This window comes from Streptomyces sp. V4I23 (assembly GCF_030817975.1).
GTDB lineage: Bacteria > Actinomycetota > Actinomycetes > Streptomycetales > Streptomycetaceae > Streptomyces.
The window spans coordinates 4,975,598-4,996,589 of record NZ_JAUSZW010000004.1; the positions used below are offsets into that span (position 1 = coordinate 4,975,598).

The 20,992-nt window shown below is 70.4% G+C and carries 22 protein-coding genes and 1 tRNA gene; 16 read left to right on the forward strand and 7 right to left on the reverse strand.

The window, feature by feature from the left end; genetic code table 11:
• Positions 1-176 precede the first annotated feature (176 nt).
• Together QFZ82_RS24890 and QFZ82_RS24895 are read left to right on the forward strand one after the other, a co-directional pair.
• Complete coding sequence (locus QFZ82_RS24890; protein WP_307715273.1) at positions 177-1,727, forward strand: RDD family protein; 1,551 nt, start codon at positions 177-179, stop codon at positions 1,725-1,727.
• Positions 1,728-1,812: 85 nt separating this feature from the next.
• Positions 1,813-2,592 carry an RDD family protein gene (locus tag QFZ82_RS24895; RefSeq protein ID WP_307715274.1) on the forward strand — a complete coding sequence of 260 codons (780 nt, stop codon included), beginning with the start codon at positions 1,813-1,815 and terminating at the stop codon, positions 2,590-2,592.
• On the opposite strand, the gene QFZ82_RS24900 is transcribed toward QFZ82_RS24895, so the two are convergent.
• Entirely contained in the window at positions 2,581-2,916 is a 336-nt protein-coding gene (locus tag QFZ82_RS24900; RefSeq protein ID WP_307715275.1) for a hypothetical protein, read from the reverse strand. The two genes, QFZ82_RS24895 and QFZ82_RS24900, sit on opposite strands and share 12 nt — an antisense overlap.
• Before the next feature lie 380 nt (positions 2,917-3,296).
• Between QFZ82_RS24900 and QFZ82_RS24905 the strand changes: the two genes are divergently transcribed.
• Together QFZ82_RS24905 and QFZ82_RS24910 are read left to right on the forward strand one after the other, a co-directional pair.
• Complete coding sequence (locus QFZ82_RS24905; protein ID WP_307715276.1) at positions 3,297-5,711, forward strand: immune inhibitor A domain-containing protein; 2,415 nt, start codon at positions 3,297-3,299, stop codon at positions 5,709-5,711.
• 122 nt (positions 5,712-5,833) lie between these two features.
• On the forward strand, positions 5,834-6,148 hold the full coding sequence (locus QFZ82_RS24910; RefSeq protein WP_307715277.1) for a hypothetical protein: 315 nt from the start codon (positions 5,834-5,836) through the stop codon (positions 6,146-6,148).
• Positions 6,149-6,171: 23 nt separating this feature from the next.
• Here the strand turns inward: QFZ82_RS24910 and QFZ82_RS24915 are convergent, their stop codons facing one another.
• Together QFZ82_RS24915 and QFZ82_RS24920 are read right to left on the reverse strand one after the other, a co-directional pair.
• Complete coding sequence (locus QFZ82_RS24915; protein WP_307715278.1) at positions 6,172-6,759, reverse strand: isochorismatase family protein; 588 nt, start codon at positions 6,757-6,759, stop codon at positions 6,172-6,174.
• Positions 6,760-6,926: 167 nt separating this feature from the next.
• Positions 6,927-8,255: a nicotinate phosphoribosyltransferase gene (locus QFZ82_RS24920; protein WP_307715279.1), complete on the reverse strand. Its 1,329-nt coding sequence runs from the start codon at positions 8,253-8,255 to the stop codon at positions 6,927-6,929.
• Positions 8,256-8,347: 92 nt separating this feature from the next.
• On the opposite strand from QFZ82_RS24920, the gene clpS reads away from it, so the two are divergent.
• The 7 genes from clpS to QFZ82_RS24950 all read left to right on the forward strand — a co-directional run bounded on the left by clpS (position 8,348) and on the right by QFZ82_RS24950 (position 13,134).
• Positions 8,348-8,659: an ATP-dependent Clp protease adapter ClpS gene (gene clpS / locus QFZ82_RS24925; protein ID WP_177152571.1), complete on the forward strand. Its 312-nt coding sequence runs from the start codon at positions 8,348-8,350 to the stop codon at positions 8,657-8,659.
• Positions 8,659-9,252: a DUF2017 domain-containing protein gene (locus QFZ82_RS24930; RefSeq protein WP_307715280.1), complete on the forward strand. Its 594-nt coding sequence runs from the start codon at positions 8,659-8,661 to the stop codon at positions 9,250-9,252. Before clpS ends, QFZ82_RS24930 begins: the two co-directional genes overlap by 1 nt.
• Before the next feature lie 355 nt (positions 9,253-9,607).
• Entirely contained in the window at positions 9,608-11,056 is a 1,449-nt protein-coding gene (locus tag QFZ82_RS24935; protein WP_307715281.1) for an amino acid permease, read from the forward strand.
• Between the two features lie 82 nt (positions 11,057-11,138).
• Entirely contained in the window at positions 11,139-11,561 is a 423-nt protein-coding gene (locus QFZ82_RS24940) for a M67 family metallopeptidase (protein ID WP_307715282.1), read from the forward strand.
• Positions 11,562-11,694: 133 nt separating this feature from the next.
• Entirely contained in the window at positions 11,695-11,811 is a 117-nt protein-coding gene (locus QFZ82_RS39805; RefSeq protein WP_373429318.1) for a putative leader peptide, read from the forward strand.
• Positions 11,812-11,899: 88 nt separating this feature from the next.
• Entirely contained in the window at positions 11,900-12,178 is a 279-nt protein-coding gene (locus QFZ82_RS24945; RefSeq protein ID WP_307715283.1) for a MoaD/ThiS family protein, read from the forward strand.
• 5 nt (positions 12,179-12,183) lie between these two features.
• On the forward strand, positions 12,184-13,134 hold the full coding sequence (locus QFZ82_RS24950) for a PLP-dependent cysteine synthase family protein (protein ID WP_307715284.1): 951 nt from the start codon (positions 12,184-12,186) through the stop codon (positions 13,132-13,134).
• A 732-nt stretch (positions 13,135-13,866) separates the two neighbouring features.
• Here QFZ82_RS24950 and QFZ82_RS24955 read toward each other — a convergent pair.
• Positions 13,867-14,340, reverse strand: a complete 474-nt coding sequence (locus QFZ82_RS24955) for a type II toxin-antitoxin system PemK/MazF family toxin (protein ID WP_307715285.1) — start codon at positions 14,338-14,340, stop codon at positions 13,867-13,869.
• 202 nt (positions 14,341-14,542) lie between these two features.
• Between QFZ82_RS24955 and QFZ82_RS24960 the strand changes: the two genes are divergently transcribed.
• Positions 14,543-15,295, forward strand: coding sequence for an MBL fold metallo-hydrolase (locus QFZ82_RS24960; RefSeq protein WP_307715286.1), 753 nt, complete (start codon positions 14,543-14,545; stop codon positions 15,293-15,295).
• A gap of 61 nt (positions 15,296-15,356) precedes the next feature.
• Here the strand turns inward: QFZ82_RS24960 and QFZ82_RS24965 are convergent, their stop codons facing one another.
• Together QFZ82_RS24965 and QFZ82_RS24970 are read right to left on the reverse strand one after the other, a co-directional pair.
• The gene (locus tag QFZ82_RS24965) at positions 15,357-16,625 is read right to left on the reverse strand and encodes a PTS transporter subunit EIIC (protein WP_307715287.1); all 1,269 of its coding nucleotides are present in this window, start codon (positions 16,623-16,625) and stop codon (positions 15,357-15,359) included.
• A 273-nt stretch (positions 16,626-16,898) separates the two neighbouring features.
• Positions 16,899-18,158 (reverse strand): PTS transporter subunit EIIC, encoded by a 1,260-nt coding sequence (locus QFZ82_RS24970; RefSeq protein WP_307715288.1) that lies wholly within the window; start codon positions 18,156-18,158, stop codon positions 16,899-16,901.
• 238 nt (positions 18,159-18,396) lie between these two features.
• On the opposite strand from QFZ82_RS24970, the gene QFZ82_RS24975 reads away from it, so the two are divergent.
• From QFZ82_RS24975 to rdgB, 4 genes are all read left to right on the forward strand, one after another.
• Positions 18,397-18,630, forward strand: a complete 234-nt coding sequence (locus QFZ82_RS24975) for a glucose PTS transporter subunit EIIB (RefSeq protein ID WP_177152560.1) — start codon at positions 18,397-18,399, stop codon at positions 18,628-18,630.
• 329 nt (positions 18,631-18,959) lie between these two features.
• Complete coding sequence (gene rph, locus QFZ82_RS24980) at positions 18,960-19,697, forward strand: ribonuclease PH (RefSeq protein ID WP_307715289.1); 738 nt, start codon at positions 18,960-18,962, stop codon at positions 19,695-19,697.
• A gap of 117 nt (positions 19,698-19,814) precedes the next feature.
• A complete protein-coding gene (locus tag QFZ82_RS24985; protein ID WP_307715290.1) occupies positions 19,815-20,198 on the forward strand; it encodes a hypothetical protein in 384 nt (127 codons plus the stop codon).
• Between the two features lie 11 nt (positions 20,199-20,209).
• Positions 20,210-20,812 carry an RdgB/HAM1 family non-canonical purine NTP pyrophosphatase gene (rdgB, locus tag QFZ82_RS24990; RefSeq protein ID WP_307715291.1) on the forward strand — a complete coding sequence of 201 codons (603 nt, stop codon included), beginning with the start codon at positions 20,210-20,212 and terminating at the stop codon, positions 20,810-20,812.
• Positions 20,813-20,868: 56 nt separating this feature from the next.
• On the opposite strand, the gene QFZ82_RS24995 is transcribed toward rdgB, so the two are convergent.
• Positions 20,869-20,952: transfer RNA gene (locus tag QFZ82_RS24995), tRNA-Leu, on the reverse strand.
• Positions 20,953-20,992: the final 40 nt, after the last annotated feature.

Sequence of the window (20,992 nt, forward strand, 5' to 3'; positions counted from 1 at the left end):
TCACAGGAGGAGAGGGGCTTCGCCCGCGGCTCTTACGCGACTTCGGGTGACAACTTTCCGTGACCGCCCCCTTACCGGAAAGTGGTCGTTACCGAAGGACCGGCCCAGGTGCGGGCGAGGGTCTGATAGATGTGGAGCCTTGAATTGAGGCCTCGAAGAGATACGGGACCACGGTGATGAGCGCGCCAACCCCGGCAACCGGCGACAGCAGCCCCACGCCCGGCTACTACCCGGACCCTTCCATCCCCGGATATGTCCGGTACTGGAACGGTGCCGCGTGGGTGCCCGGTACGAGCAGGCCCGCCCCCAAGTCGGGCGAGGAGATGCCCGCGCCGCCCGCGTCGGCGGCGCCCGCGCCCGCCCGTGCGACGCCCGCGCCCCCGCCGGCGGCCGTGGAGGAGACCGGCCCGGTCTTCCTCGACGAGGAGCCCGACGCCGAACCGTCGCGCCCCGAACCCGCGTCCGCCTGGCACGCGGACGCCGCTCGCCAGTCCGGCTTCGGCGGCGACCTGGACAACCGCGTCTCGTGGGGCGGCGCCCAGGACCCGCGTGCCGCCGACCCCTCCGGCGCGGGCGCGTCCGACCCGCGCCGGCCGGCCGAGCCCTCGGGAACCGTCGACCCGAGCGGCGGCCAGTTGCCCGGCATGCGATCGGTCACGCCGCAGAGCGGCACCGGCCGCGGCGACGCTCCCGGCGACGCCCGCCCGCTCGCTCCGTCCGCGGCCGACGGGCCCCTGACGGACGGCACCGTCGGCATCGGCGCCCCGCGCCCCGGCGCCGACGACTCCGGCGACGCCCCTGCGAGCCGTCAGCCGGCCGAGCACACGGTCACCATCCGCGCGCAGCGGCCGGGCGGACCGGCCGCCGGCGGAGAGCCCGACGGCACCATGACGATCCGCTCGCTCGGAGCCGGAGCCGGAGCCGGAGCCGGAGCCGCCGCGCCCGCCAAGCAGCCGCAGCCGGGCGTCCCCGCCCCGTCCCCGTTCCCTTCCCCGTCACAGCCACAGCCCCAGGCCCCGTCGCCCGCACCGCAGCAGCGGTCGCCGCAGCCGCAGGCACCGGCCGTCCAGGCCCCCGCCGCACAGACGCCCGTCACCAACGGCCCCGGCGGCGGCGCCGCCTCGTGGGCGCAGCAGGTCCACCAGCTCGCCCAGTCGGCCCCGGCCTCCGACGCCGGACAGCCGGTCCTGCCGTGGAAGCCCCCGGTCGACGACCCGTTCCTGGCGGCCGCGCAGGCCCAGGCGAACGCCCGGCCCGCGTCCCTCGGCAAGCGGTTCGCCGCCCGGCTGATCGACACGCTGGTGCTCGGGGCGCTGGTCGGCGCCGTCGCGGTCCCGGTCGTCCTGAGCGCGCTCGCCCACATCGACGAGAAGATCGAGGCGGCGAAGCTGTCCGGACAGACGGTCACGGTCTGGCTGATCGACGGGACCACCGCGGGCCAGCTCGGCATCGTCCTCGGCACGCTCCTCGTCCTCGGCGCGCTGTACGAGGCGCTGCCGACCGCCAAGTGGGGCCGCACCCTGGGCAAGAAGCTGTGCGGGGTGAAGGTGCTCGACATCGAGTCCCACGAGCCGCCGACGTTCGGTGCGGCGCTGCGCCGCTGGCTGGTCTACAGCGTGCTGGGCGTCCTCGTCCTCGGTGTGCTCAATGTGCTGTGGTGCCTGTTCGACCGCCCGTGGCGGCAGTGCTGGCACGACAAGGCGGCGCACACGTTCGTGACCGGCTGATCCGCTTCGTACGCCGTGTGGCGCGCGTTCCCCCGAACGCGCGCGAGCCGTTGCGAGGCCCTTTGTGCCGGTATGCACTGCCCCCATGAGCAACGATCAGCCGCCGCCCGGCCCGCCGCCCGATGACGACCCGTTCCGCAAGAGGCCGCAGGAGCCTTCGCCCGGCGAGGGCGGCGGCGAGGGGCAGGGGCCGCCGCCCGGTTCTCCGTACGGCGGGGCCGGGGGGCAGGGCGGCCCGCCGCCCGGTGGCGGCTCCCCGTACGACACGCCCGGCGGTGGCGCGGGCGCGCCCGGCGGCCCCTACGGCGGCGGCGGTCCGTACGGCGGCGGCGGTCCGTACGGCGGCGGCGGTCCGTACGGCGGCGGTCCGTACGGCGGCGCGGATCCGCTCGCGGGAATGCCGCCGCTCGCCGAGTTCGGCAAGCGCTTCGTCGCACGGCTCGTCGACATCCTGATCATCGCGATCCCCCTCGCGGTGATCTCTCTGCTGACCGGCGGCTGGGATGTGACCACGCAAGGCGACGACTGGGAGGAGATCACCGACCAGGTCAACACGGGCCGGCAGTGGCTGTGGACGCTCATCTCCCTGGTCGCGTACATCGGTTACGACACGATCATGACGAAGAGGAACGGCCAGACCGTGGGCAAGCGGCTGATGAAGCTGCGGGTCGCGATGCTCGACGACGGGCGGACGCCGGACACGAGTTCCGCGCTGATGCGTGCCATCGTGCTGTGGGTGCCCGCACTGGTGTGCTGCTACTGCATCTGGTGGCTCGTCATCCTCATCACCGTGCTGACCGACAAGCCCTACAAACAGGGCCTGCACGACAAGGCGGGGAAGACGATCGTCGTCTCAGCGGCGTAGCGAGTGCCCGGCGACCCCTGCCCCGGCTCGGGGCGCCGGCATGCGGGTGGTCAGACCGTCGGCGGCGGCCGAGGCTGTCGGCTCGGGCCTGCGGCCCGCCGCGACGAGGTCCGCCGCACGGGACGCGGCACGCTCCCCGGACGGCCCGGTCACACGGCGCACGGGAAGGGCGAGCGCGACCGCGAGGCCGAGAGCGAGGGCGAGGACGCCGATCGCGGCGACGGCGATGCCGTCCGTCGTGCGGGTCAGCAGCAGCAGGGCGACGGTCGAGAAGACGACGGTGGCCGAACCGTAGGCGTACTGTGCGGCAGTCGGACGCGGCATCACGGTATCCGTCCTCGGGGCAGGGGCGGGGAGAGACTTGGGGCCGGTAGTCGCACCGCCGCAAGACTCTACGATCCTGAATGCCCGTGAGGAACCGGCAGTAAGCGTGACCTAACCCACGGTGCCGGTGCATGGGGGGCGCACGGAGTCATTCCTCCCGGCCGAGGGGCTGGAAATCCGCGCCCCTTGTCCAGAATCGCCACTGTCCGGATAGCGGAACTCCGCTCCTGCATAGTGCAGTTGGTCTGTTCAAGTCAAGGTCTGTCTTTTCTTCTCCAACTCCGGTCAAATGTCGTCACTTGAGACGCGTACACCGCGCGCGCGGACGACCCCACACTCCTGTCCGCAGCGGCGACGGGACGCGGGGGAGGAACCATCAAGTGACCAGCAAGCGACGGACGTTCAGAGCGTCCGCGGTCGTCGTCGCGCTCGCCGCCACGACCGCGACGGCCTCGGCGTTCACCTTCGCCCAGGCCGACCAGAAGTCGTCGGACCCGGCCGCCATCGAGCGCCACGACCCGGCCGCGCACAAGGCCCATGTCGACCACGACCTCGAAGGCCCCTTCAGCAAGCAGCAGGAGGCGCAGCGCGACGCTGCGATGGAGCAGCTGATAACCGGCGACGCCACCGTGCAGAAGCGCGGCGGCTCGAATGTCGTCAAGCTCGACGACAAGAAGTATGTCGAGCTCGCCCGGGAGAAGACCGACAAGATCTTCACCATCCTCGTGGAGTTCGGCGACAAGGTCGACGACACGACGATGTTCGACCCGGACGGCGCGGACGGACCCAAGCCCCCGGTCAAGAAGTACGGCGGCACACCCGGCCCGCAGCACAACAAGATCGCCGAGCCCGACCGGTCGCAGGACAACTCGACCGCCTGGCAGGCCGACTACAACCAGAAGCACTTCGAGGACCTCTACTTCGGTACCGGCAAGGACGAGAACGGGCAGCCGAAGCACTCCCTGAAGACCTACTACGAGAAGACCTCCTCGGGCCGCTACTCGGTCGACGGCATGGTCTCCGACTGGGTCAAGGTCGACTACAACGAGGCCCGTTACGGCTCCAACTACTGCGGCCAGTCCAACTGCGCCAACGCCTGGGACGCCGTCCGCGACGGCGTCAACGCCTGGGTCGCCGACCAGAAGGCCAAGGGCGCGTCGGACGCCGAGATCAAGGCGACGCTCGCCGAGTACGACAAGTGGGACCGTTACGACCACGACGGCGACGGCGACTTCAACGAGTCCGACGGCTACATCGACCACTTCCAGTTCGTCCACGCCGGCGAGGACGAGTCCGCGGGCGGCGGCGCCGAGGGCCCGAACGCCCTGTGGGCCCACCGCTGGTACGCGTACGGCACCGACGCGGGCAAGACCGGCCCCGCGAACAACAAGGCGGGCGGCACCCAGATCGGCGACACCGGCATCTGGGTCGGCGACTACACCGTGCAGCCAGAGAACGGCGGCCTCGGCGTCTTCGCCCACGAGTACGGCCACGACCTCGGTCTGCCCGACCACTACGACACCTCGGGCAAGGGCGAGAACTCGACCGGCTACTGGACCCTGATGTCGGCCGGCTCCTGGCTGGGCACCGGCAAGGACTCCATCGGCGACCTCCCCGGCGACATGACCGCCTGGGACAAGCTGCAGCTGGGCTGGCTCAACTACACCAAGGCCAAGGCGGCGACGAAGTCCACCCACACGCTGGGTGTGGCCGAATACAACACCAAGAAGCCGCAGGCGCTCCTCGTCGAGCTGCCGAAGAAGAAGGTCACCACCAATGTCGTGAAGCCCGCCGAGGGCTCCCGGCAGTGGTGGAGCGACATGGGTGACGACCTCAAGAACACCCTGGCCCGCACGGTCGACCTCTCCGGCAAGTCCAAGGCCACGCTGGAGCTCACCGGCTGGTGGGACATCGAGGCGGACTACGACTACCTCTACGCCGAGGTGTCGACGGACGGCGGCGCCAACTGGACGCCGGTGGACGGCACCGCCGACGGCAAGGCCATCACCCGCGACGCGAGCGACAAGCCGGCGCTGACCGGCCCGTCCGAGGGCCACAAGAAGCTCGTCTACGCGCTGGACGCCTACGCGGGCAAGAAGGTCGACGTCCGCTTCCGCTACCAGACGGACGGCGGCGTCGCGGGCAAGGGCTTCGCGGCCGACTCCATCGTGATCAACGCCGACGGCGCCCCGCTGTTCTCGGACAACGCCGAGGGCGAGGTCCCCGGCTGGACCGCGAAGGGCTTCTCCCGCATCGGTGAGGGCTTCACCAAGGAGTACGAGCAGTACTACATCGCGGAGAACCGCCAGTACGTCTCGTACGACAAGACCCTCAAGGTCGGCCCGTACAACTTCGGCTGGAAGGCGCCGAAGGACGGCTGGGTCGAGCACTACCCGTACCAGAACGGTCTGCTGATCTGGCAGTGGGACACCTCCCAGAAGGACAACAACACCAGCGCCCACCCGGGTGAGGGGCTGGTCCTTCCGGTCGACGCCCACGCCAAGCCGCTGAAGTGGGCCGACGGCACGCTGATGCGCAACAAGATCCAGACGTTCGACTCGACGTTCAGCCGTTACCGGACGGACGCCTTCCAGCTGCACAACGCGGGCGTCCCGTTCTCGCTGGCGTCGCAGCCTGGCACCTCCGTCTTCGACGACCGCAAGGGCGTCTACTGGTACGCGGAGAACCCGACGGCGGGCGTCAAGGTAACTGACACCAACACCAAGATTTCGATCGTCAAGGGGCCGCGCAGCGGCCGGACGATCACGGTCCAGGTTGGTCCGTCGACCAAGTAATTCGTAAAACTGCAGGTCACAGGGGTATCGGCCGTCGCCCTCTAGCGGGCGGCGGCCGATCGTGTTTAGGTGCGGAGGACGAAGCCCTTATTGACAGTGAACTCACGGGGGAGTGGTTCCGCATGCCCGGTGGAGGTTTTTGCAAGCTGCCCAACGGCAGCGTGGTCGTCGCGCTCAGCCTGCCCAGCCCGGCCGGCGACGGGACCACCGTCAGGTTCCTCGTGCACGCCGCGAACCGGGCCAGGGCGCTGACGCGGCTGCGCAATCTGGGTCTCCGCGCGGTCTACCTGCGCGGCAACGCCGAGCCGCCGACGCCGGACGAGGTGACCGCCGTGCTGCACCACCCGGACGGGCTGCTGTGGCGCGCGGACCAGGGCACGGCCCAGGGGCTCTGGCACCCGATACGAGCCCTGCTCAGAACCGCACGCCCCGCCTGACCGGCGGCCACGACCCGGCGGGGTCAGACGACCACCGGCTTCCCGCTCAGCTCCACACCCGCCGTGCGCAGCTCCTCCAGGGCGCGCTCGGTCGTCTCCTTCGCGACCCCTGCGGTCAGGTCGAGCAGCACACGGGTCGTGAAGCCCTCGCGGGCTGCGTCCAGCGCCGTGGCCCGCACGCAGTGGTCGGTCGCGATGCCGACGACGTCCACCTCGGTGACGCCGCGGGCCCGCAGCCACTCGGCCAGCGTGGAGCCGTTCTCGTCGGTGCCCTCGAAGCCGCTGTACGCCGCCGCGTACGCGCCCTTGTCGAAGACCGCGGCGACGGCGCCCGAGGCGACGGCCGGCGCGAAGTTCGGATGGAAGCCGACGCCCTCCGTGCCCGCGACGCAGTGCCGCGGCCAGGAGTCGACGAAGTCGGGGTGGTCGGAGAAGTGGCCGCCCGGCTCGATGTGGTGGTCGCGCGTGGCGACCACGTGGCGGTAGCCCGGCTGGGCCTGGCCGATCAGTTCGGTGATGGCGGCTGCGACGTCGGCGCCCCCCGCCACCGCGAGGCTGCCGCCCTCGCAGAAGTCGTTCTGAACGTCCACGACGATCAAGGCGCGGTGCATGACGGGTGTCCTTCGTGGCTGGGTGGCGGTCGGCGCGGTGGCCGGCGGACTCGTCCTGCCGGGCGGGCCGGACGACTGGCGAGGGTTCAACTACTCAGCGTAGAGACTCGCAAGGCCCTGCGGGAGGGGGCGTCGGACGCTCTCGCCCCGCCCCCCTTCGCACGGATCTACGCGTACTCGGTCGGGATCACCGGCTCGCCGCGCGAGAGCTGCATCGCCGACATCGGCAGCCCGGCCCGTGCCGCCATGTGCCGCTCGCGCGCCGCGTCCAGTGGCTCGCGGGCCACGATCTCGCCGCCCTTGACCAGCTCCGCCAGCAGCTGCCGGTCCACCAGCGCGGGCGGTACGTCGCCGAGCCCGACGACCTCGGCCTCGGCGACTCCGTGCTCGTCCAGCCGGCGCGCGGCCCACTTGCGGCCGCCGATCGACAACTTCCCGCCGAGCGACTTCTTCGCCACCGGCTCCAGCGGGGCCTTCGGGTCCGCCGAGCGGGCCCGGGCGACGAGCTTGTAGACCATCGAGCAGGTCGGGTGACCGCTGCCGGTGACCAGCTGGGTGCCCACGCCGTACGCGTCCACCGGGGCCGCGGCGAGCGACGCGATGGCGTACTCGTCCAGGTCGGAGGTGACGACGATCCTGGTGTTCACCGCGCCCAGCTCGTCCAGCTGCTTGCGCACCCGGTGCGCGACGAGCAGCAGGTCGCCCGAGTCGATCCGTACGGCCCCGAGCTCGGGGCCCGCGATGTCGACCGCGGTGCGCACGGCCTCGGCCACGTCGAAGGTGTCGACCAGCAGGGTCGTGCCGCGGCCCAGCGAGTCGACCTGGGCCCGGAAGGCGCCGCGTTCGCTGTCGTGCAGCAGGGTGAAGGCGTGGGCGCTGGTGCCGACCGTGGGGATCGCGTAGCGGAAGCCGGCCGCCAGGTCGGAGGTGGAGTCGAACCCGCCGACGTACGCGGCGCGGGAGGCCGCGACGGCGGACAGCTCGTGCGTGCGGCGGGCGCCCATCTCGATCAGGCCGCGTCCGCCGGCGGCCGCGGACATGCGCGAGGCGGCCGCCGCGATCGCCGAGTCGTGGTTGAGGATCGACAGGATCACGGTCTCCAGCAGCACGCATTCGGCGAAGGAGCCCTCGACCCGCAGGATCGGCGAGCCGGGGAAGTACACCTCGCCCTCCGGGTAGCCCCAGATGTCGCCGCGGAAGCGGTAGCCGGCGAGCCATTCGAGGGTGGGCTCGTCGACGATGTGCCGCTCGCGCAGGAAGCGGAGCACGCCCGCGTCGAAGCGGAAGTTCTCCACGGCGTCCAGGACGCGGCCGGTACCGGCGACGACACCGTAGCGACGGCCCTCGGGCAGCCGGCGGGTGAAGACCTCGAAGACCGAGCGCCGCTCGGCGGTTCCGGCCTTGAGCGCCGCCTGGAGCATCGTGAACTCGTACTGATCGGTGAAGAGCGCGGTCGACGGCACGTCCACCGGCAGCCCAAGGTCTGCAGTGTTCATGACCGCGATGCTAGCGCACATTTCGTCAGTCTGACGAGATGTCGTTTTTCCCGGCGGGGTCGTTTGTGCGACGAGGGGGCTCAGGTGGCAGCATGGGTGGAGTGACTGTGCCACTGGAGATCGAGCAGACAGAGTCGGCCGAGGAGAGTGCGGCCGTTCCCGAGCCCGATGTGCCCTGGGTGACCCTGGTGCACAACGACCCGGTCAACCTGATGAGCTACGTCACTTACGTCTTCCAGGCCTACTTCGGCTACTCCAAGGACAAGGCGCACAAGCTGATGCTCGACGTCCATCACAAGGGACGCGCCGTCGTCTCCAGCGGCAGCCGCGAGGAGATGGAACGGGACGTGCAGGCGATGCACGGATACGGACTGTGGGCCACGCTCTCCCAGGACCGTGGCTGATGAGCTCTCACTTCGAGCCGCTGAAGGGCGGCGGCGCCGCCGTGGCGCTGGACGAGGTCGAGATCTCCATCCTGCGCTCCCTGGTCGTGCAGATGCTGGAGCTCATCGGCCCGGGTGACGAGCCGGCCCAGGGCGAGGACCCGCTGGCCGCCCTGTTCGTCCAGGGGCCGAGCGAACCACCCGCCGACCCGGCGCTCGCCCGCCTCTTTCCCGAGGCGTACGCGGACCCGGAGGCCGGCCCCCAGGACGAGGAGATGCGCGCGGCCTCCGCCGAGTTCCGCCGCTTCACCGAGAACGACCTGCGCACCCGCAAGCGGGACGACGCCCTCGCGGTCGTCCGCAGCCTGGACTCGCTGACCGCCGCGGGCGACGGCGGCGCCGTGCTGGAGCTCGGCGCCGAGGACTGCCTGCACTGGCTGGGCGCGCTCAACGACCTCCGGCTGACCATCGGCGCCCGGCTCGAGGTCACCGACGAGGACGAGAACGACGACCTGTACCGGCTGCCGGACTCCGACCCGCGCAAGCCCATGGTGATGGCCTACCTCTGGCTCGGGGCGCTTCAGGAGACGCTCGTCGAGACCCTGATGCCCTGAAGACCCGCCCTCCGGAACCGCTGTGTCCTGGAACGTTGGCATCCGCCCCTGTGGAGCGTTCGCTCAACGGACGCTCAAATCCGGATAACGATCGCGTCACCACGACGCGACACTTCGAGGCTTCGCATGCCCTTTGTCCCCTTCTTCCTGTGGGGTGCGTCACTCTCGCCTTAGTGGATCACTGTTGCGGCCGTGATAAATCTTCACGACCGCTCGGGGACGCCACCCCTGTCCCCGAGGGCGCTTGAACCGGCAGACCGCCGGTAGCACTCCATCCATATCCGGGGGGATCAGGACCTGATCCGTTACCGCGCAGCGGTCGCGGCGGATCAGCATGGAGAAAGGGCGCATCACCATGACCTCGGTGCAGGTCGACAAGCACACCGGCGACGAGGCCGGGGGCAACACTTCGCAGGAAGGCTACGAGCGCGGGCTCGGCAGCCGGCAGGTCCAGATGATCGCCATCGGCGGAGCCATCGGCGTCGGACTCTTCATGGGGGCCGGCGCGAACATCGCCAAGGCCGGTCCCAGCATCATCCTGATGTACGCCCTCGCGGGCGTCGTCATCTTCTTCATCATGCGCGCGCTCGGAGAGCTGCTCCTCTATCGTCCGGTCTCCGGTTCCTTCGCCGAGTACGCCCGTGAGTTCCTCGGCCCGTTCTTCGGCTTCGTCACCGGCTGGACGTACTGGCTGATGTGGATCGTCACCGGCATGGCCGAGCTGACCGCCGCGGCCATCTACATCCACTTCTGGTTCCCCGAGATCCCGCAATGGGTCAGCGCCCTGGTCTTCCTGGTGGTGCTCTTCGGCGTCAACCTGATCTCGGTGAAGATCTTCGGCGAGGTCGAGTTCTGGTTCTCGATGATCAAGGTCACCGCGATCATCGGCATGATCGTGATCGGTCTCGGCGTCCTCACCCTCGGCTTCTCCGACGCCGGTGACACCGCCTCCGTCTCCAACCTCTGGTCCTACGACGGGATCTTCCCCAACGGCATCGGCTCGAGCCTGATGACGCTCCAGGGCGTCATGTTCGCCTACCTCGCCGTGGAACTCGTCGGTGTCACGGCCGGCGAATCCGAGAACCCCGAGAAGACCCTGCCCAAGGCGATCAACACGCTGCCCTGGCGCATCATCATCTTCTACGTCGGCGCCCTGGTCGTGATCCTCTCCGTCGTCAAGTGGACGGAGTTCTCCGCGGGCGAGAGCCCCTTCGTGCACGCCTTCGAGAAGATCGGCATCCCGCTCGCCGCAGGCATCGTCAACTTCGTGGTCCTCACCGCGGCCCTGTCCTCCTGCAACTCCGGCATGTACTCCACCGGCCGGATGCTGCGCGACCTCGCCTCCAACGGCGAGGCCCCCCAGGCCCTCGGCAAGCTCAACGCCCGTCGCACCCCGGCCGTCGGCATCGCCGTCTCCGTGACCCTGATGGGCATCGGCGTGGTCCTCAACTACATCGTCCCGGAGAAGGCCTTCGGATACGTCGTGTCCGTGGCCACCGCGGCCGGCATCTGGACCTGGATGATGATCCTCGTCAGCCACATCCGCTACCGCTCCGCGGTGGACGCCGGACGGCTGCGCGCCTCGTCCTTCCCGGCACCGGGCGGCGCGCTCTTCAGCTGGGTCGCCCTCCTCTTCCTCGTCGGTGTGACCGGCATGGTCGCGCTCGACGAGGCGGGCCGGATCTCGCTGTACGTGGCGGCCGTCTGGGCCGTCGGCCTGGTCGTCGGCTGGCAGGTGCTGAAGCGGAGCAACCCGCGGATCGCCGAGCACACGCAGCGGGAGTACGCGACGAAGTCCGACTGACGCGGCGGTGGTGTCCACCACCCGTCTCACGTGATGGCCTCCGGATCTCGGATCCGGAGGCCGTCTGCCTATCCTGTCGCTCATGCTGACCATCACCCGGGCCCTGTTCGACCAGATCGTCGCCCACGCCCGCGAGGACCACCCCGACGAGGCCTGCGGAGTCGTCGCGGGCCCGGAGGGCTCCGGCCGTCCCGAGCGCTTCATCCCGATGCTCAACGCCGCCCGGTCGCCCACGTTCTACGAGTTCGACTCGGCCGACCTCCTCAAGCTCTACCGCGAGCTGGACGACAACGACGAGGAGCCGGTGATCATCTATCACTCGCACACCGCGACGGAGGCGTACCCCTCGCGCACCGACGTCAGCTACGCGAACGAGCCCGGCGCCCACTACGTCCTCGTCTCCACCGCCGACACCGACGACGCGGGCCCCTTCCAGTTCCGCTCGTTCCGCATCGTGGACGGCGAGGTCACCGAAGAGGACGTCAAGGTCGTCGAGGCGTACTGAGACGTACGGGGCAGTGCACGGGCGGGCCGTCCGACAAGGGGTTCCGCCCGTGCGGTTCACATCCTGAGCGACTCCCGTCCGATATGCGAGATCACACTCAAGGATCGGGACCGGGAATCGATACGATGACCGCATGGTTCTTCACGACGTGAGCGACAAGACGCCGGGCACCCTGCTGCTCGTTGCGCGGCTGCACGTCGACCTGTGCCGCCTCGCCAGCGCGATGTGTACGGCCCGCGCTGCGTTCTGACGTACGAGCGCACCACGCCAGCAGCACCCCCTCGCGCGGGGGCCACAGCCGCGCGCCCCTACGCCACCTTCCGACAGGAGCCCACGTCATGGCCATCGAGGTCCGCATCCCGACCATCCTCCGCACCTACACCGGCGGAGCCAAGGCCGTCGAAGGCAGTGGAGACACCCTCGCCGAGCTGTTCGCAGACCTCGAGTCCCGGCACAGCGGCATCCAGGAGCGCATCGTCGAAGGCGACCAGCTGCGCCGCTTCGTCAACGTCTACCTGAACGACGAGGACGTCCGCTTCCTGGACGGCATCTCCACCAAGCTCTCCGACGGCGACAACGTGACGATCCTGCCGGCCGTCGCCGGCGGCATGGTCTGATCCTGATGCGTTACGACTCCCCGCTCGCCGCCGTCGGCAACACGCCGCTGGTGCGGCTCCCGCGGCTGTCCCCGTCCGAGGACGTCCGCATCTGGGCCAAGCTGGAGGACCGCAACCCGACCGGCTCGATCAAGGACCGCCCCGCGCTCCACATGGTGGAGCAGGCGGAGAAGGACGGCCGGCTCACCCCCGGCTGCACCATCCTCGAACCGACCAGCGGCAACACCGGCATCTCGCTGGCGATGGCGGCCAAGCTCAAGGGCTACCGCATCGTCTGCGTCATGCCGGAGAACACCTCCCAGGAGCGCCGGGACCTGCTCGCGATGTGGGGTGCCGAGATCATCTCGTCCCCCGCGGCGGGCGGCTCCAACACGGCGGTACGCGTCGCCAAGGAGCTCGCCGAGCAGAACCCGTCGTGGGTGATGCTCTACCAGTACGGCAACCCGGACAACGCGGGCGCGCACTACGCGACGACCGGCCCCGAGATCCTCGCCGACCTGCCGTCGGTCACCCACTTCGTGGCGGGCCTCGGCACGACGGGCACGCTGATGGGCGTCGGCCGCTACCTGCGCGAGAACAAGCCGGACATCAAGATCGTCGCCGCCGAGCCGCGCTACGACGACCTCGTCTACGGTCTGCGCAACCTGGACGAGGGCTTCGTCCCCGAGCTCTACGACGCGTCCGTGCTGACCACCCGCTTCTCGGTCGGCTCCGCGGACGCGGTCACCCGCACCCGCGAACTCCTCCAGCAGGAGGGCATCTTCGCGGGCGTCTCCACGGGCGCGGCCCTGCACGCCGCGATCGGCGTCGGCAGGAAGGCCGTCAAGGCGGGAGAGCAGGCGGACATCGTGTTCGTGGTGGCGGACGGCGGGTGGAAGTACCTGTCGACGGGCGTCTACACGGCGAAGACGACGGAAGAGGCGATCGAGACGCTGCAGGGCCAGCTCTGGGCCTGACCGGGGCCTCGCCCGGGGCTTTCGGGGGCTCCGCCCCCGGGCCCGCGGGTCTCGGTCGTGAGGGCTCCGCCCCCTGGGGCCCGCGCCTCAATCGCCGGCGGGGGCTGAGATCGACCGACCCGCTTGTGGGGGCTTCGCCCCTCGCCGGCGGGTCCGGCTTGTGCGACGCGTTGGTCGGGCTGCGCTGAGGTTGCACGTCGGGTTCGGCGGGGCCCGGCTGGGACTGCCCGTCGCTCGTCGAGGCTCGGTTCGTCGGGGCTTCGCCCCCGCCTGCGGGTCTGCGGTTGTGGGGGCCTCGGCCTCTAGGGCCCGCGCCTCGATCGCCGGCGGGGATGAGCTGCCGGACCCGTTCGTGGGGCTCGGCCCCTCGTCGGCTCGGCTGTACTGAGACGGTCATCGGGTTCGGCGGGGCTCCGCCCCGGGGCCCGTGGCTTGCGGGGCGCGCCGCCCCTCAGGATCCCGCGCCGCAATCGCCGACGGTGCTCAGCGCGTCGCCGCGCTCGTCGGGGCTTCGCCCCGGTCGGCGCGGGTTCACCCGTCGGGCTCGGGGGGCTGGCCGCAACCCAGGCCGGGTTTGCCCGACGCGCCCGTCAGGGCTGTGGCGCGACATCAGTCCGGCCAGGGCATGCCCACGGCCGTCAGGCCGTGGGGGCGCTCGGAGACCGCGCGAGCGCGGAACGGGCCCGGGGGCTGGGGCGGAGCGCCAGTTGAGGGAAGGGGCGGGGCGGGGGCTCACACCGCCAGGTGCCGGACCTGGTCCCAGACCGCCGGATCCACCGTGCCCACCCGCCTGCGGAACTCGCCCACCCGCACGTCCCGCAGCTCGTCCGTCTCCAGGAAGCTCGGCCGCCCCCGCGCGTCGCCCACCGTGCCCGGCGGCAGCGCGATCATCCCGGGGCTTTCGTCGCGGTACCGGCTCGTGATCTTCGCGACCAGCGCCGTCCCGCCCCGTACCGACAGCACCAGGCACGGGCGGTCCTTCGACCCTGGACCGTCCTCGTAGGGCACATCCGCCCACCAGATCTCGCCCGGCGACGGTCGCCCCTTCGGCCTGCCTACGCGCTCGCGTACGCGCTCGCCCGGTCGCGCCGGTGGCCGCCTGCGACCGGTCGGCCGCCGCGTGCCGCGGCCGAGCCCGTCGGAGACGGCGACCACGAGAGCGACCACGACGACGGCGATCACGGCGAGCCACCACGACGTGTCCATACCGGAGACGTTACCTGCGCCCCCGTGCCCCCGCCCGCGCCCCCGCGAGCCTGCGCCCGCACCGGTGTTCGGGGCCCCGGATAAGGGTGAGTTCTCCCACAACACAGCGCTGCTGAGGAGCGACCGGCCCTTTCGCGCCTTACGCTCGACGCACCGCACGACCTTCCCCCAGCCCTCCTTCGTCCACGGAGGTTCCAGCTCAATGAAGCTCACCGTCGTCGGATGCTCGGGGTCGTTCCCGTCCGCGGATTCGGCCTGCTCGAGCTACCTCGTAGAGGCCGACGGCTTCCGGCTGCTTCTCGACATGGGCAATGGCGCCCTCGGCGAGCTGCAGCGCCACTGCGGTCTCTACGACCTCGACGCCATCTTCCTCAGCCACCTCCACGCGGACCACTGCATCGACATGTGCGGGTACTTCGTGGCCCGTTACTACCGCCACGACGGAGGCCGCTGCGCGCCCATGCCCGTCTTCGGCCCCGAGGGCACCGAGCAGCGGCTGACGACGGCCTACGCGGACACCCCCTCCGCGTCGTCGATGAGCGAGGTGTTCGACTTCCACACGCTGAAGTCCGGCAATTTCGAGATCGGCCCGTTCTCCGTGCGTACGGAACGGGTGGCGCATCCCGTGGAGACGTACGGGATCAGGGTGGAGCACGGCGGGAAGGTGCTGACGTACTCGGGTGACACGGGCGTGTGCGACGCGCTGGACGAACTCGCCGCCGGTGCGGACCTCTTCCTGTGCGAGGCGTCGTTCGTGCACGGCAAGGAGGACATCCCGGACCTCCACCTCAACGGCCGCGAGGCGGGCTCCTGCGCGCAGCGGGCGAACGCGCGCCGGCTGGTGCTGACCCACATCCCGCCGTGGACGGACGGCGGGCGGAACCTGTCGGACGCGCGCGCGGTGTACGACGGTCCGGCGGAGATCGCGGTGCCGGGCGCGGTGTACGAGATCTGAGCCGGCCGCCAGACGCGGGAAGCCCCCGGACAAGGGCGGGGGCTTCGGCGTGGGCGAGGGGCTACTTGGCCTCGGCCTTCTGCAGTTCGGCGAGCTCCTCGTCGGACTCGCGGCCCGGCGTCGGGAGGTCGAACTTGGTGATCGCGAAGCGGAAGACCGTGTAGTAGACCGCCGCGAAGCACAGGCCGACCAGGGCCAGGCCCCACGGATTGGACGCGATGCCCAGGTTGAGCACGAAGTCCACCGCGCCGGCCGAGAAGCCGAATCCGTCCTTCATGCCGAGCGCCCAGGTCAGGGCCATCGAGACACCCGTGAGCACCGCGTGGATCGCGTACAGGACCGGCGCGATGAACATGAAGGTGAACTCGATCGGCTCGGTGACACCCGTGACGAAGGAGGTCAGAGCGAGCGAGAACATCATGCCGCCGACGACCTTGCGGCGCTCGGGGCGGGCGCAGTGCACGATGGCGAGGCAGGCGGCCGGGAGCGCGAACATCATGATCGGGAAGAAGCCGGTCATGAACTGTCCGGCGGACGGGTCACCGGCGAGGAAGCGGGCGATGTCGCCGCTCTTGCCCTCGTAGGAACCGGCCTGGAACCACGGGAACGAGTTGAGCAGGTGGTGCATGCCGACCGGGATCAGCGCACGGTTGGCGACACCGAAGATGCCGGCTCCCACGGCCCCGGAGCTGACCAGGCTCTCGCCGAACCAGTGCAGACCCGAGCCGAGCCACGGCCAGATCAGGCCGAAGACGATGCCGGTGAGCAGACCCGCGAAGGCCGACAGGATCGGGACGAGGCGGCGGCCGCCGAAGAAGCCGGCCCAGTCCGGCAGCTTGGTGCGGTAGAAGCGCTGGTAGAGCAGGGCCACGATGAGGCCCATGACCACGCCGCCGAGCACCTTGGCGTCGACCGCCTGCTCCACCATGACGATCTTGCCGTCGACTATGGCTTCCTTCTTGGGCAGGCTGCTGTCCGTGAAGGTGCCGAGCACGCTCTTGAAGACGAGGTAACCGGCCACCGCCGCGAGGGCCGTCGATCCGTCCGACTTCTTCGCGAAGCCGATCGCGATACCGACGGCGAACAGCAGCGCCATGTTGTCGAGCAGGGCGCCGCCACCGGCCGCCATGTACCCGGCGATCTTGGTGACGAAGGTCGGGAACGACTCCCTGCCGAGCATGTCGGGCTGGCCGAAACGCACGAGCAGCGCGGCCGCGGGCAGCACGGCGACCGGCAGCATCAGGCTGCGGCCGATGCGCTGCAGGACAGCCATCGCACCCGCGCCCGTCTTCTTCTTGTCCGCCCCGGGGGCGGCGCTGGCCGTGGACATCAACTTCCTCCTGGGGGTCCCCCCGGCGGGAGGCCGGGGGAGGGCAAGGCGCCGCCGAGACAGAAAAGAGGGGGAGGGCGGCGTCTCAGGGGAGAGCGGCCGTGGTCTGGACCGCGTGGTCTACACCACTGAGTGGTGTAGACCTGTTGTAGCACGGTGAGGGTTGGATAAGGAACCTGCGAAATTCGCGGGCCCGGTAACAATCCGGTGAATGCGCACAAACGCCCCCGGGCTGCTGGGGCCGGGGGCGTCGCGTCCTCGTTCGCTACGGCGTCATTTCGTCGCGTCCCGCTCCAACTCCTCTTGGACCTCCTCGGGCTCGCGGCCGGGTGTGGGGATGTCGAACACCGTGATCACCACGCGGAACACGAGGTAGTAGACGACCGCGAAGCACGCGCCGATCGGCAGGATCAGCCACGGTTTGGTGTCCAGGTGCCAGTTCACGACGTAGTCGATCAAGCCCGCCGAGAAGCTGAAGCCCGCGTGGACGCCGAGTGCCCACGTGATCGCCATCGAGGCGCCCGTGAGCAGCGCGTGCAGCCCGTACAGCAGCGGTGCGGCGAACATGAACGAGAACTCGATCGGCTCGGTCACGCCCGTCACGAACGACGTCAGACCGACGGAGAACATCAGGCCGGCCACCCGCTTGCGGTGCTCCGGGCGGGCGCAGTGCGTGATGGCGAGGGCCGCCGCCGGCAGGCCGAACATCATGATGGGGAAGAAGCCGGACATGAACTGGCCGGCGGACGGGTCCTCGGCGAAGAAGCGCGTCAGGTCGCCCTGCACCACCGTGCCGTCCGGCTTGGTGTACTCGCCCGCCTGGAACCAGAAGAACGTGTTCAGGAACTGGTGCATGCCGATCGGGATGAGCAGCCGGTTCGCGACGCCGAAGATGCCCGCGCCCCAGGCGCCGAGATTGATCAGATGCTTCGAGAACGAGGTCAGCGCGTCGCCCACCGGGTCCCACAGCAGCCCGAACAGCACGCCCAGGACGCAGCAGACGAAGGCCATGATGATCGGCACGAGCCGCCGGCCGTTGAAGAATCCGAGCCAGTCCACCAGCTTCGTGCGGTGGTAGCGCTGCCAGATGACCGCCGTCAGCAGGCCGATCAGGATGCCGCCGAGGACCCCGGGGTTCTGGGGCGTGCCCTCGGGCATCTCCTCGGTGACCGACCCGTCGACGGGAAAGGCCTTGAGGACGTTGTGGTAGACGAGGAAGCCCGCCACGGCGGCGAGCGCGGTCGAACCGTCGGACTTCTTGGCGAAGCCGATCGCGACGCCGATGCAGAAGAGCAGCGGGAGGCCGAGGTTGCCGTCGAGGATGCCGGTGCCGCCCTTGATCAGGACGTCGGACGTCTTGTCCCAGAAGTCGCCGTCGAGATACGCGGCGAACAGGTTGCCGAGACTCACGAGCAGGCCGGCGGCGGGCAGGACGGCCACCGGGAGCTGGAGGCTGCGGCCCACCTTCTGGAGCCCCTGGAAGAGTCCGCTCCGCCACTTGTGCCGCGGCGCGGCCGCGCTCTCGGTGCTCATCGGCGTCCTCCCGGAACAGCCCCTGTTTGGCAGGCGTCGCAGACTGGTGTAGACCAGTCGCCATGCGGTTCCGGCGCCTCGCGAAGGGCAGGGCGCCGGTGATCGTCATCATTCGGTACGAGACGGTTACTCGCCCGTGAAGATGGGCCAACCGTGCGTTACCGTGACAAAGCGGACCGACGAGGCTCAACGGTGGGCCGAGACAGCGCTCAGCGCGCTCGAACGCAGGGAGAATCACATGGCCAGCAAGGCTGAGAAGATCGTCGCCGGGCTCGGCGGGATCGACAACATCGAAGAGATCGAGGGCTGCATCACCCGTCTCCGCACCGAGGTCGCCGACCCCAGCCTGGTCGACGAGGCCGCGCTCAAGGCCGCCGGCGCGCACGGCGTCGTGAAGATGGGCACCGCGATCCAGGTCGTCATCGGCACCGACGCCGACCCGATCGCGGCCGACATCGAAGACATGATGTGAGCGACGCACGCGAGGCCGCCGGGCGCGGTTGACGACGATGCCCGAGGCTTCGCCGAGCGGGCGGAGAAGCGAACGGGGGCACGGCGCGAGCGACGCACGCGAGGCAGCCGGGCGCGGTTGACGACGATGCCCGAGGCTTCGCCGAGCGGGCGGAGAAGCGAACGGGGGCACGGCGCGAGCGACGCACGCGAGGCCGCCGGGCGCGGTTGACGACGAGGCCGCCGGTGCTGGAGCCGCGCTGTCCCGGGCCGCCCGGCGCCGGACCCCGAGGGGCCTGATCCGCACCACCGGAACGGGCCCCTCACTCATGTGCCGATAGGCTCGGCACCATGTCACGCATCGACGGCCGAACCCCCGAACAGCTCCGCCCCGTCACCATCGAACGCGGCTGGAGCAAGCACGCCGAGGGCTCCGTCCTCATCTCCTTCGGCGACACCAAGGTCTTCTGCACCGCCTCCTTCACCGAGGGCGTGCCCCGCTGGCGCAAGGGCAGCGGCGAAGGCTGGGTCACCTCGGAGTACTCGATGCTCCCGCGCTCCACCAACACCCGCGGCGACCGCGAGTCCGTGCGCGGCAAGATCGGCGGACGCACCCATGAGATCAGCCGGCTCATCGGCCGCTCCCTGCGCGCCGTCATCGACTACAAGGCCCTCGGCGAGAACACCGTCGTCCTCGACTGCGACGTCCTCCAGGCCGACGGCGGCACCCGTACCGCCGCGATCACCGGCGCCTACGTCGCCCTCGCCGACGCCGTCACCTGGGCGCAGGGCAAGAAGCTGATCAAGCCGGGGCGCAAGCCGCTCACCGGTACCGTCGCCGCCGTCAGCGTCGGGATCGTGGACGGCACCCCCCTGCTCGACCTCTGCTACGAGGAGGACGTGCGCGCCGAGACCGACATGAACGTGGTCTGCACCGGTGACGGACGCTTCGTCGAGGTCCAGGGCACCGCCGAGGCCGAGCCCTTCGACCGCAAGGAGCTCAACGCCCTCCTCGACCTCGCCACCGGAGGCTGCGCCGACCTCGCCGCGCTCCAGACCGAGGCGCTCGGAACCGGACAGCCGGCGTAGCACTTCGCGTAGCGCCTTTCTCCCGGTGGCGCAGCAACCGGGAGCGCCCGCCGGGCGTCGTTAGAGTCACGGGCGCACGGCCGAACCGTGCGCCCGTCCGTACCTGGGAGGACCCGCATGTCTGCGCGCCGCCGCATAGCCATCACGATCGCCACAGCCGCTCTGCTGGTGCCCGCAGCCGTCGGCTGCAGCGCACTCAACACGGCGATGGACTGTGTCGAGACCGCCGACGCCATCGCCACCAGCGTGGACAAGCTCCAGCAGGCCGCCTCCAGCGCCGCCGAGGACCCCACCCAGGCGCGGCAGGCCCTCGACGACATCGACCGCGAGCTGGAGAATCTCGGCGACAAGACCGACAACGCCGACCTCAGCAAGGCCGTCGACGACCTCGCCGCCGGTGTCGACAACGTCCGCAAGTCCATCGACGGCGGCGACACCACCCCCGACCTGAAGCCCGTCACCGACGCGGCCGCCGAGATCGGCAAGGTCTGCACCCCGTAGATACTGGGGTCATGACGCGCCTGATCCTCGCCACCCGCAACGCCGGGAAGATCACCGAACTGAAGGCCATCCTCGCCGACGCGGGCATCACCCACGACCTCGTCGGCGCCGATGCCTACCCCGACGTCCCCGACGTCAAGGAGACCGGCGTCACGTTCGCCGAGAACGCGCTCCTCAAGGCCCACGCGCTCGCCCGCGCCACCGGCCTGCCCGCCGTCGCCGACGACTCCGGCCTCTGTGTCGACGTCCTCGGCGGCGCGCCCGGCATCTTCTCCGCCCGCTGGGCCGGCACCCACGGCGACGACAAGGCCAACCTGGACCTGCTGCTCGCCCAGCTCGCGGACATCGACGCCCCGCACCGCGGCGCCCACTTCGCCTGTGCGGCCGCGCTCGCCCTGCCGGACGGCACGGAACGCGTCGTCGAGGGCCGCCTCCGCGGCACCCTGCGCCGCTCCCCGCACGGGACCAACGGATTCGGCTACGACCCGATCCTCCAGCCCGAGGGCGAGACGCGGACATGCGCGGAGCTGACGCCGGAGGAGAAGAACGCGATCAGTCACAGGGGGAAGGCGTTTCGCGCGCTGGTGCCGGTGGTGAAGGAACTGCTGGGCTGAGCCCGGTCACAGCCGAGGGGCGCGCCACCGATCCGGTGTCGCGCCCCTCGCGTATGTGCGGCCGGAGGGACTCGAACCCTCACGGGTGTTACCCCACTGGGACCTAAACCCAGCGTGACTGCCAGTTCCACCACGGCCGCGTGTGCGCTCATCGTAGTGGGCGACGACCGGGCGCCCGCT

Excerpts from the sequence above, each read along its gene's own strand:
- QFZ82_RS24890 (WP_307715273.1), top strand. The coding sequence starts at position 177 with ATGAGCGCGCCAACCCCGGCAACCGGCGACAGCAGCCCCACGCCCGGC.
- QFZ82_RS24895 (WP_307715274.1), top strand. The coding sequence starts at position 1,813 with ATGAGCAACGATCAGCCGCCGCCCGGCCCGCCGCCCGATGACGACCCG.
- QFZ82_RS24900 (WP_307715275.1), bottom strand. The coding sequence starts at position 2,916 with ATGCCGCGTCCGACTGCCGCACAGTACGCCTACGGTTCGGCCACCGTC.
- QFZ82_RS24910 (WP_307715277.1), top strand. The coding sequence starts at position 5,834 with ATGCCCGGTGGAGGTTTTTGCAAGCTGCCCAACGGCAGCGTGGTCGTC.
- QFZ82_RS24915 (WP_307715278.1), bottom strand. The coding sequence starts at position 6,759 with ATGCACCGCGCCTTGATCGTCGTGGACGTTCAGAACGACTTCTGCGAG.
- QFZ82_RS24920 (WP_307715279.1), bottom strand. The coding sequence starts at position 8,255 with ATGAACACTGCAGACCTTGGGCTGCCGGTGGACGTGCCGTCGACCGCG.
- clpS (WP_177152571.1), top strand. The coding sequence starts at position 8,348 with ATGGGTGGAGTGACTGTGCCACTGGAGATCGAGCAGACAGAGTCGGCC.
- QFZ82_RS24930 (WP_307715280.1), top strand. The coding sequence starts at position 8,659 with ATGAGCTCTCACTTCGAGCCGCTGAAGGGCGGCGGCGCCGCCGTGGCG.
- QFZ82_RS24935 (WP_307715281.1), top strand. The coding sequence starts at position 9,608 with ATGACCTCGGTGCAGGTCGACAAGCACACCGGCGACGAGGCCGGGGGC.
- QFZ82_RS24940 (WP_307715282.1), top strand. The coding sequence starts at position 11,139 with ATGCTGACCATCACCCGGGCCCTGTTCGACCAGATCGTCGCCCACGCC.
- QFZ82_RS39805 (WP_373429318.1), top strand. The coding sequence starts at position 11,695 with ATGGTTCTTCACGACGTGAGCGACAAGACGCCGGGCACCCTGCTGCTC.
- QFZ82_RS24945 (WP_307715283.1), top strand. The coding sequence starts at position 11,900 with ATGGCCATCGAGGTCCGCATCCCGACCATCCTCCGCACCTACACCGGC.
- QFZ82_RS24950 (WP_307715284.1), top strand. The coding sequence starts at position 12,184 with ATGCGTTACGACTCCCCGCTCGCCGCCGTCGGCAACACGCCGCTGGTG.
- QFZ82_RS24955 (WP_307715285.1), bottom strand. The coding sequence starts at position 14,340 with ATGGACACGTCGTGGTGGCTCGCCGTGATCGCCGTCGTCGTGGTCGCT.
- QFZ82_RS24960 (WP_307715286.1), top strand. The coding sequence starts at position 14,543 with ATGAAGCTCACCGTCGTCGGATGCTCGGGGTCGTTCCCGTCCGCGGAT.
- QFZ82_RS24965 (WP_307715287.1), bottom strand. The coding sequence starts at position 16,625 with ATGTCCACGGCCAGCGCCGCCCCCGGGGCGGACAAGAAGAAGACGGGC.
- QFZ82_RS24970 (WP_307715288.1), bottom strand. The coding sequence starts at position 18,158 with ATGAGCACCGAGAGCGCGGCCGCGCCGCGGCACAAGTGGCGGAGCGGA.
- QFZ82_RS24975 (WP_177152560.1), top strand. The coding sequence starts at position 18,397 with ATGGCCAGCAAGGCTGAGAAGATCGTCGCCGGGCTCGGCGGGATCGAC.
- rph (WP_307715289.1), top strand. The coding sequence starts at position 18,960 with ATGTCACGCATCGACGGCCGAACCCCCGAACAGCTCCGCCCCGTCACC.
- QFZ82_RS24985 (WP_307715290.1), top strand. The coding sequence starts at position 19,815 with ATGTCTGCGCGCCGCCGCATAGCCATCACGATCGCCACAGCCGCTCTG.
- rdgB (WP_307715291.1), top strand. The coding sequence starts at position 20,210 with ATGACGCGCCTGATCCTCGCCACCCGCAACGCCGGGAAGATCACCGAA.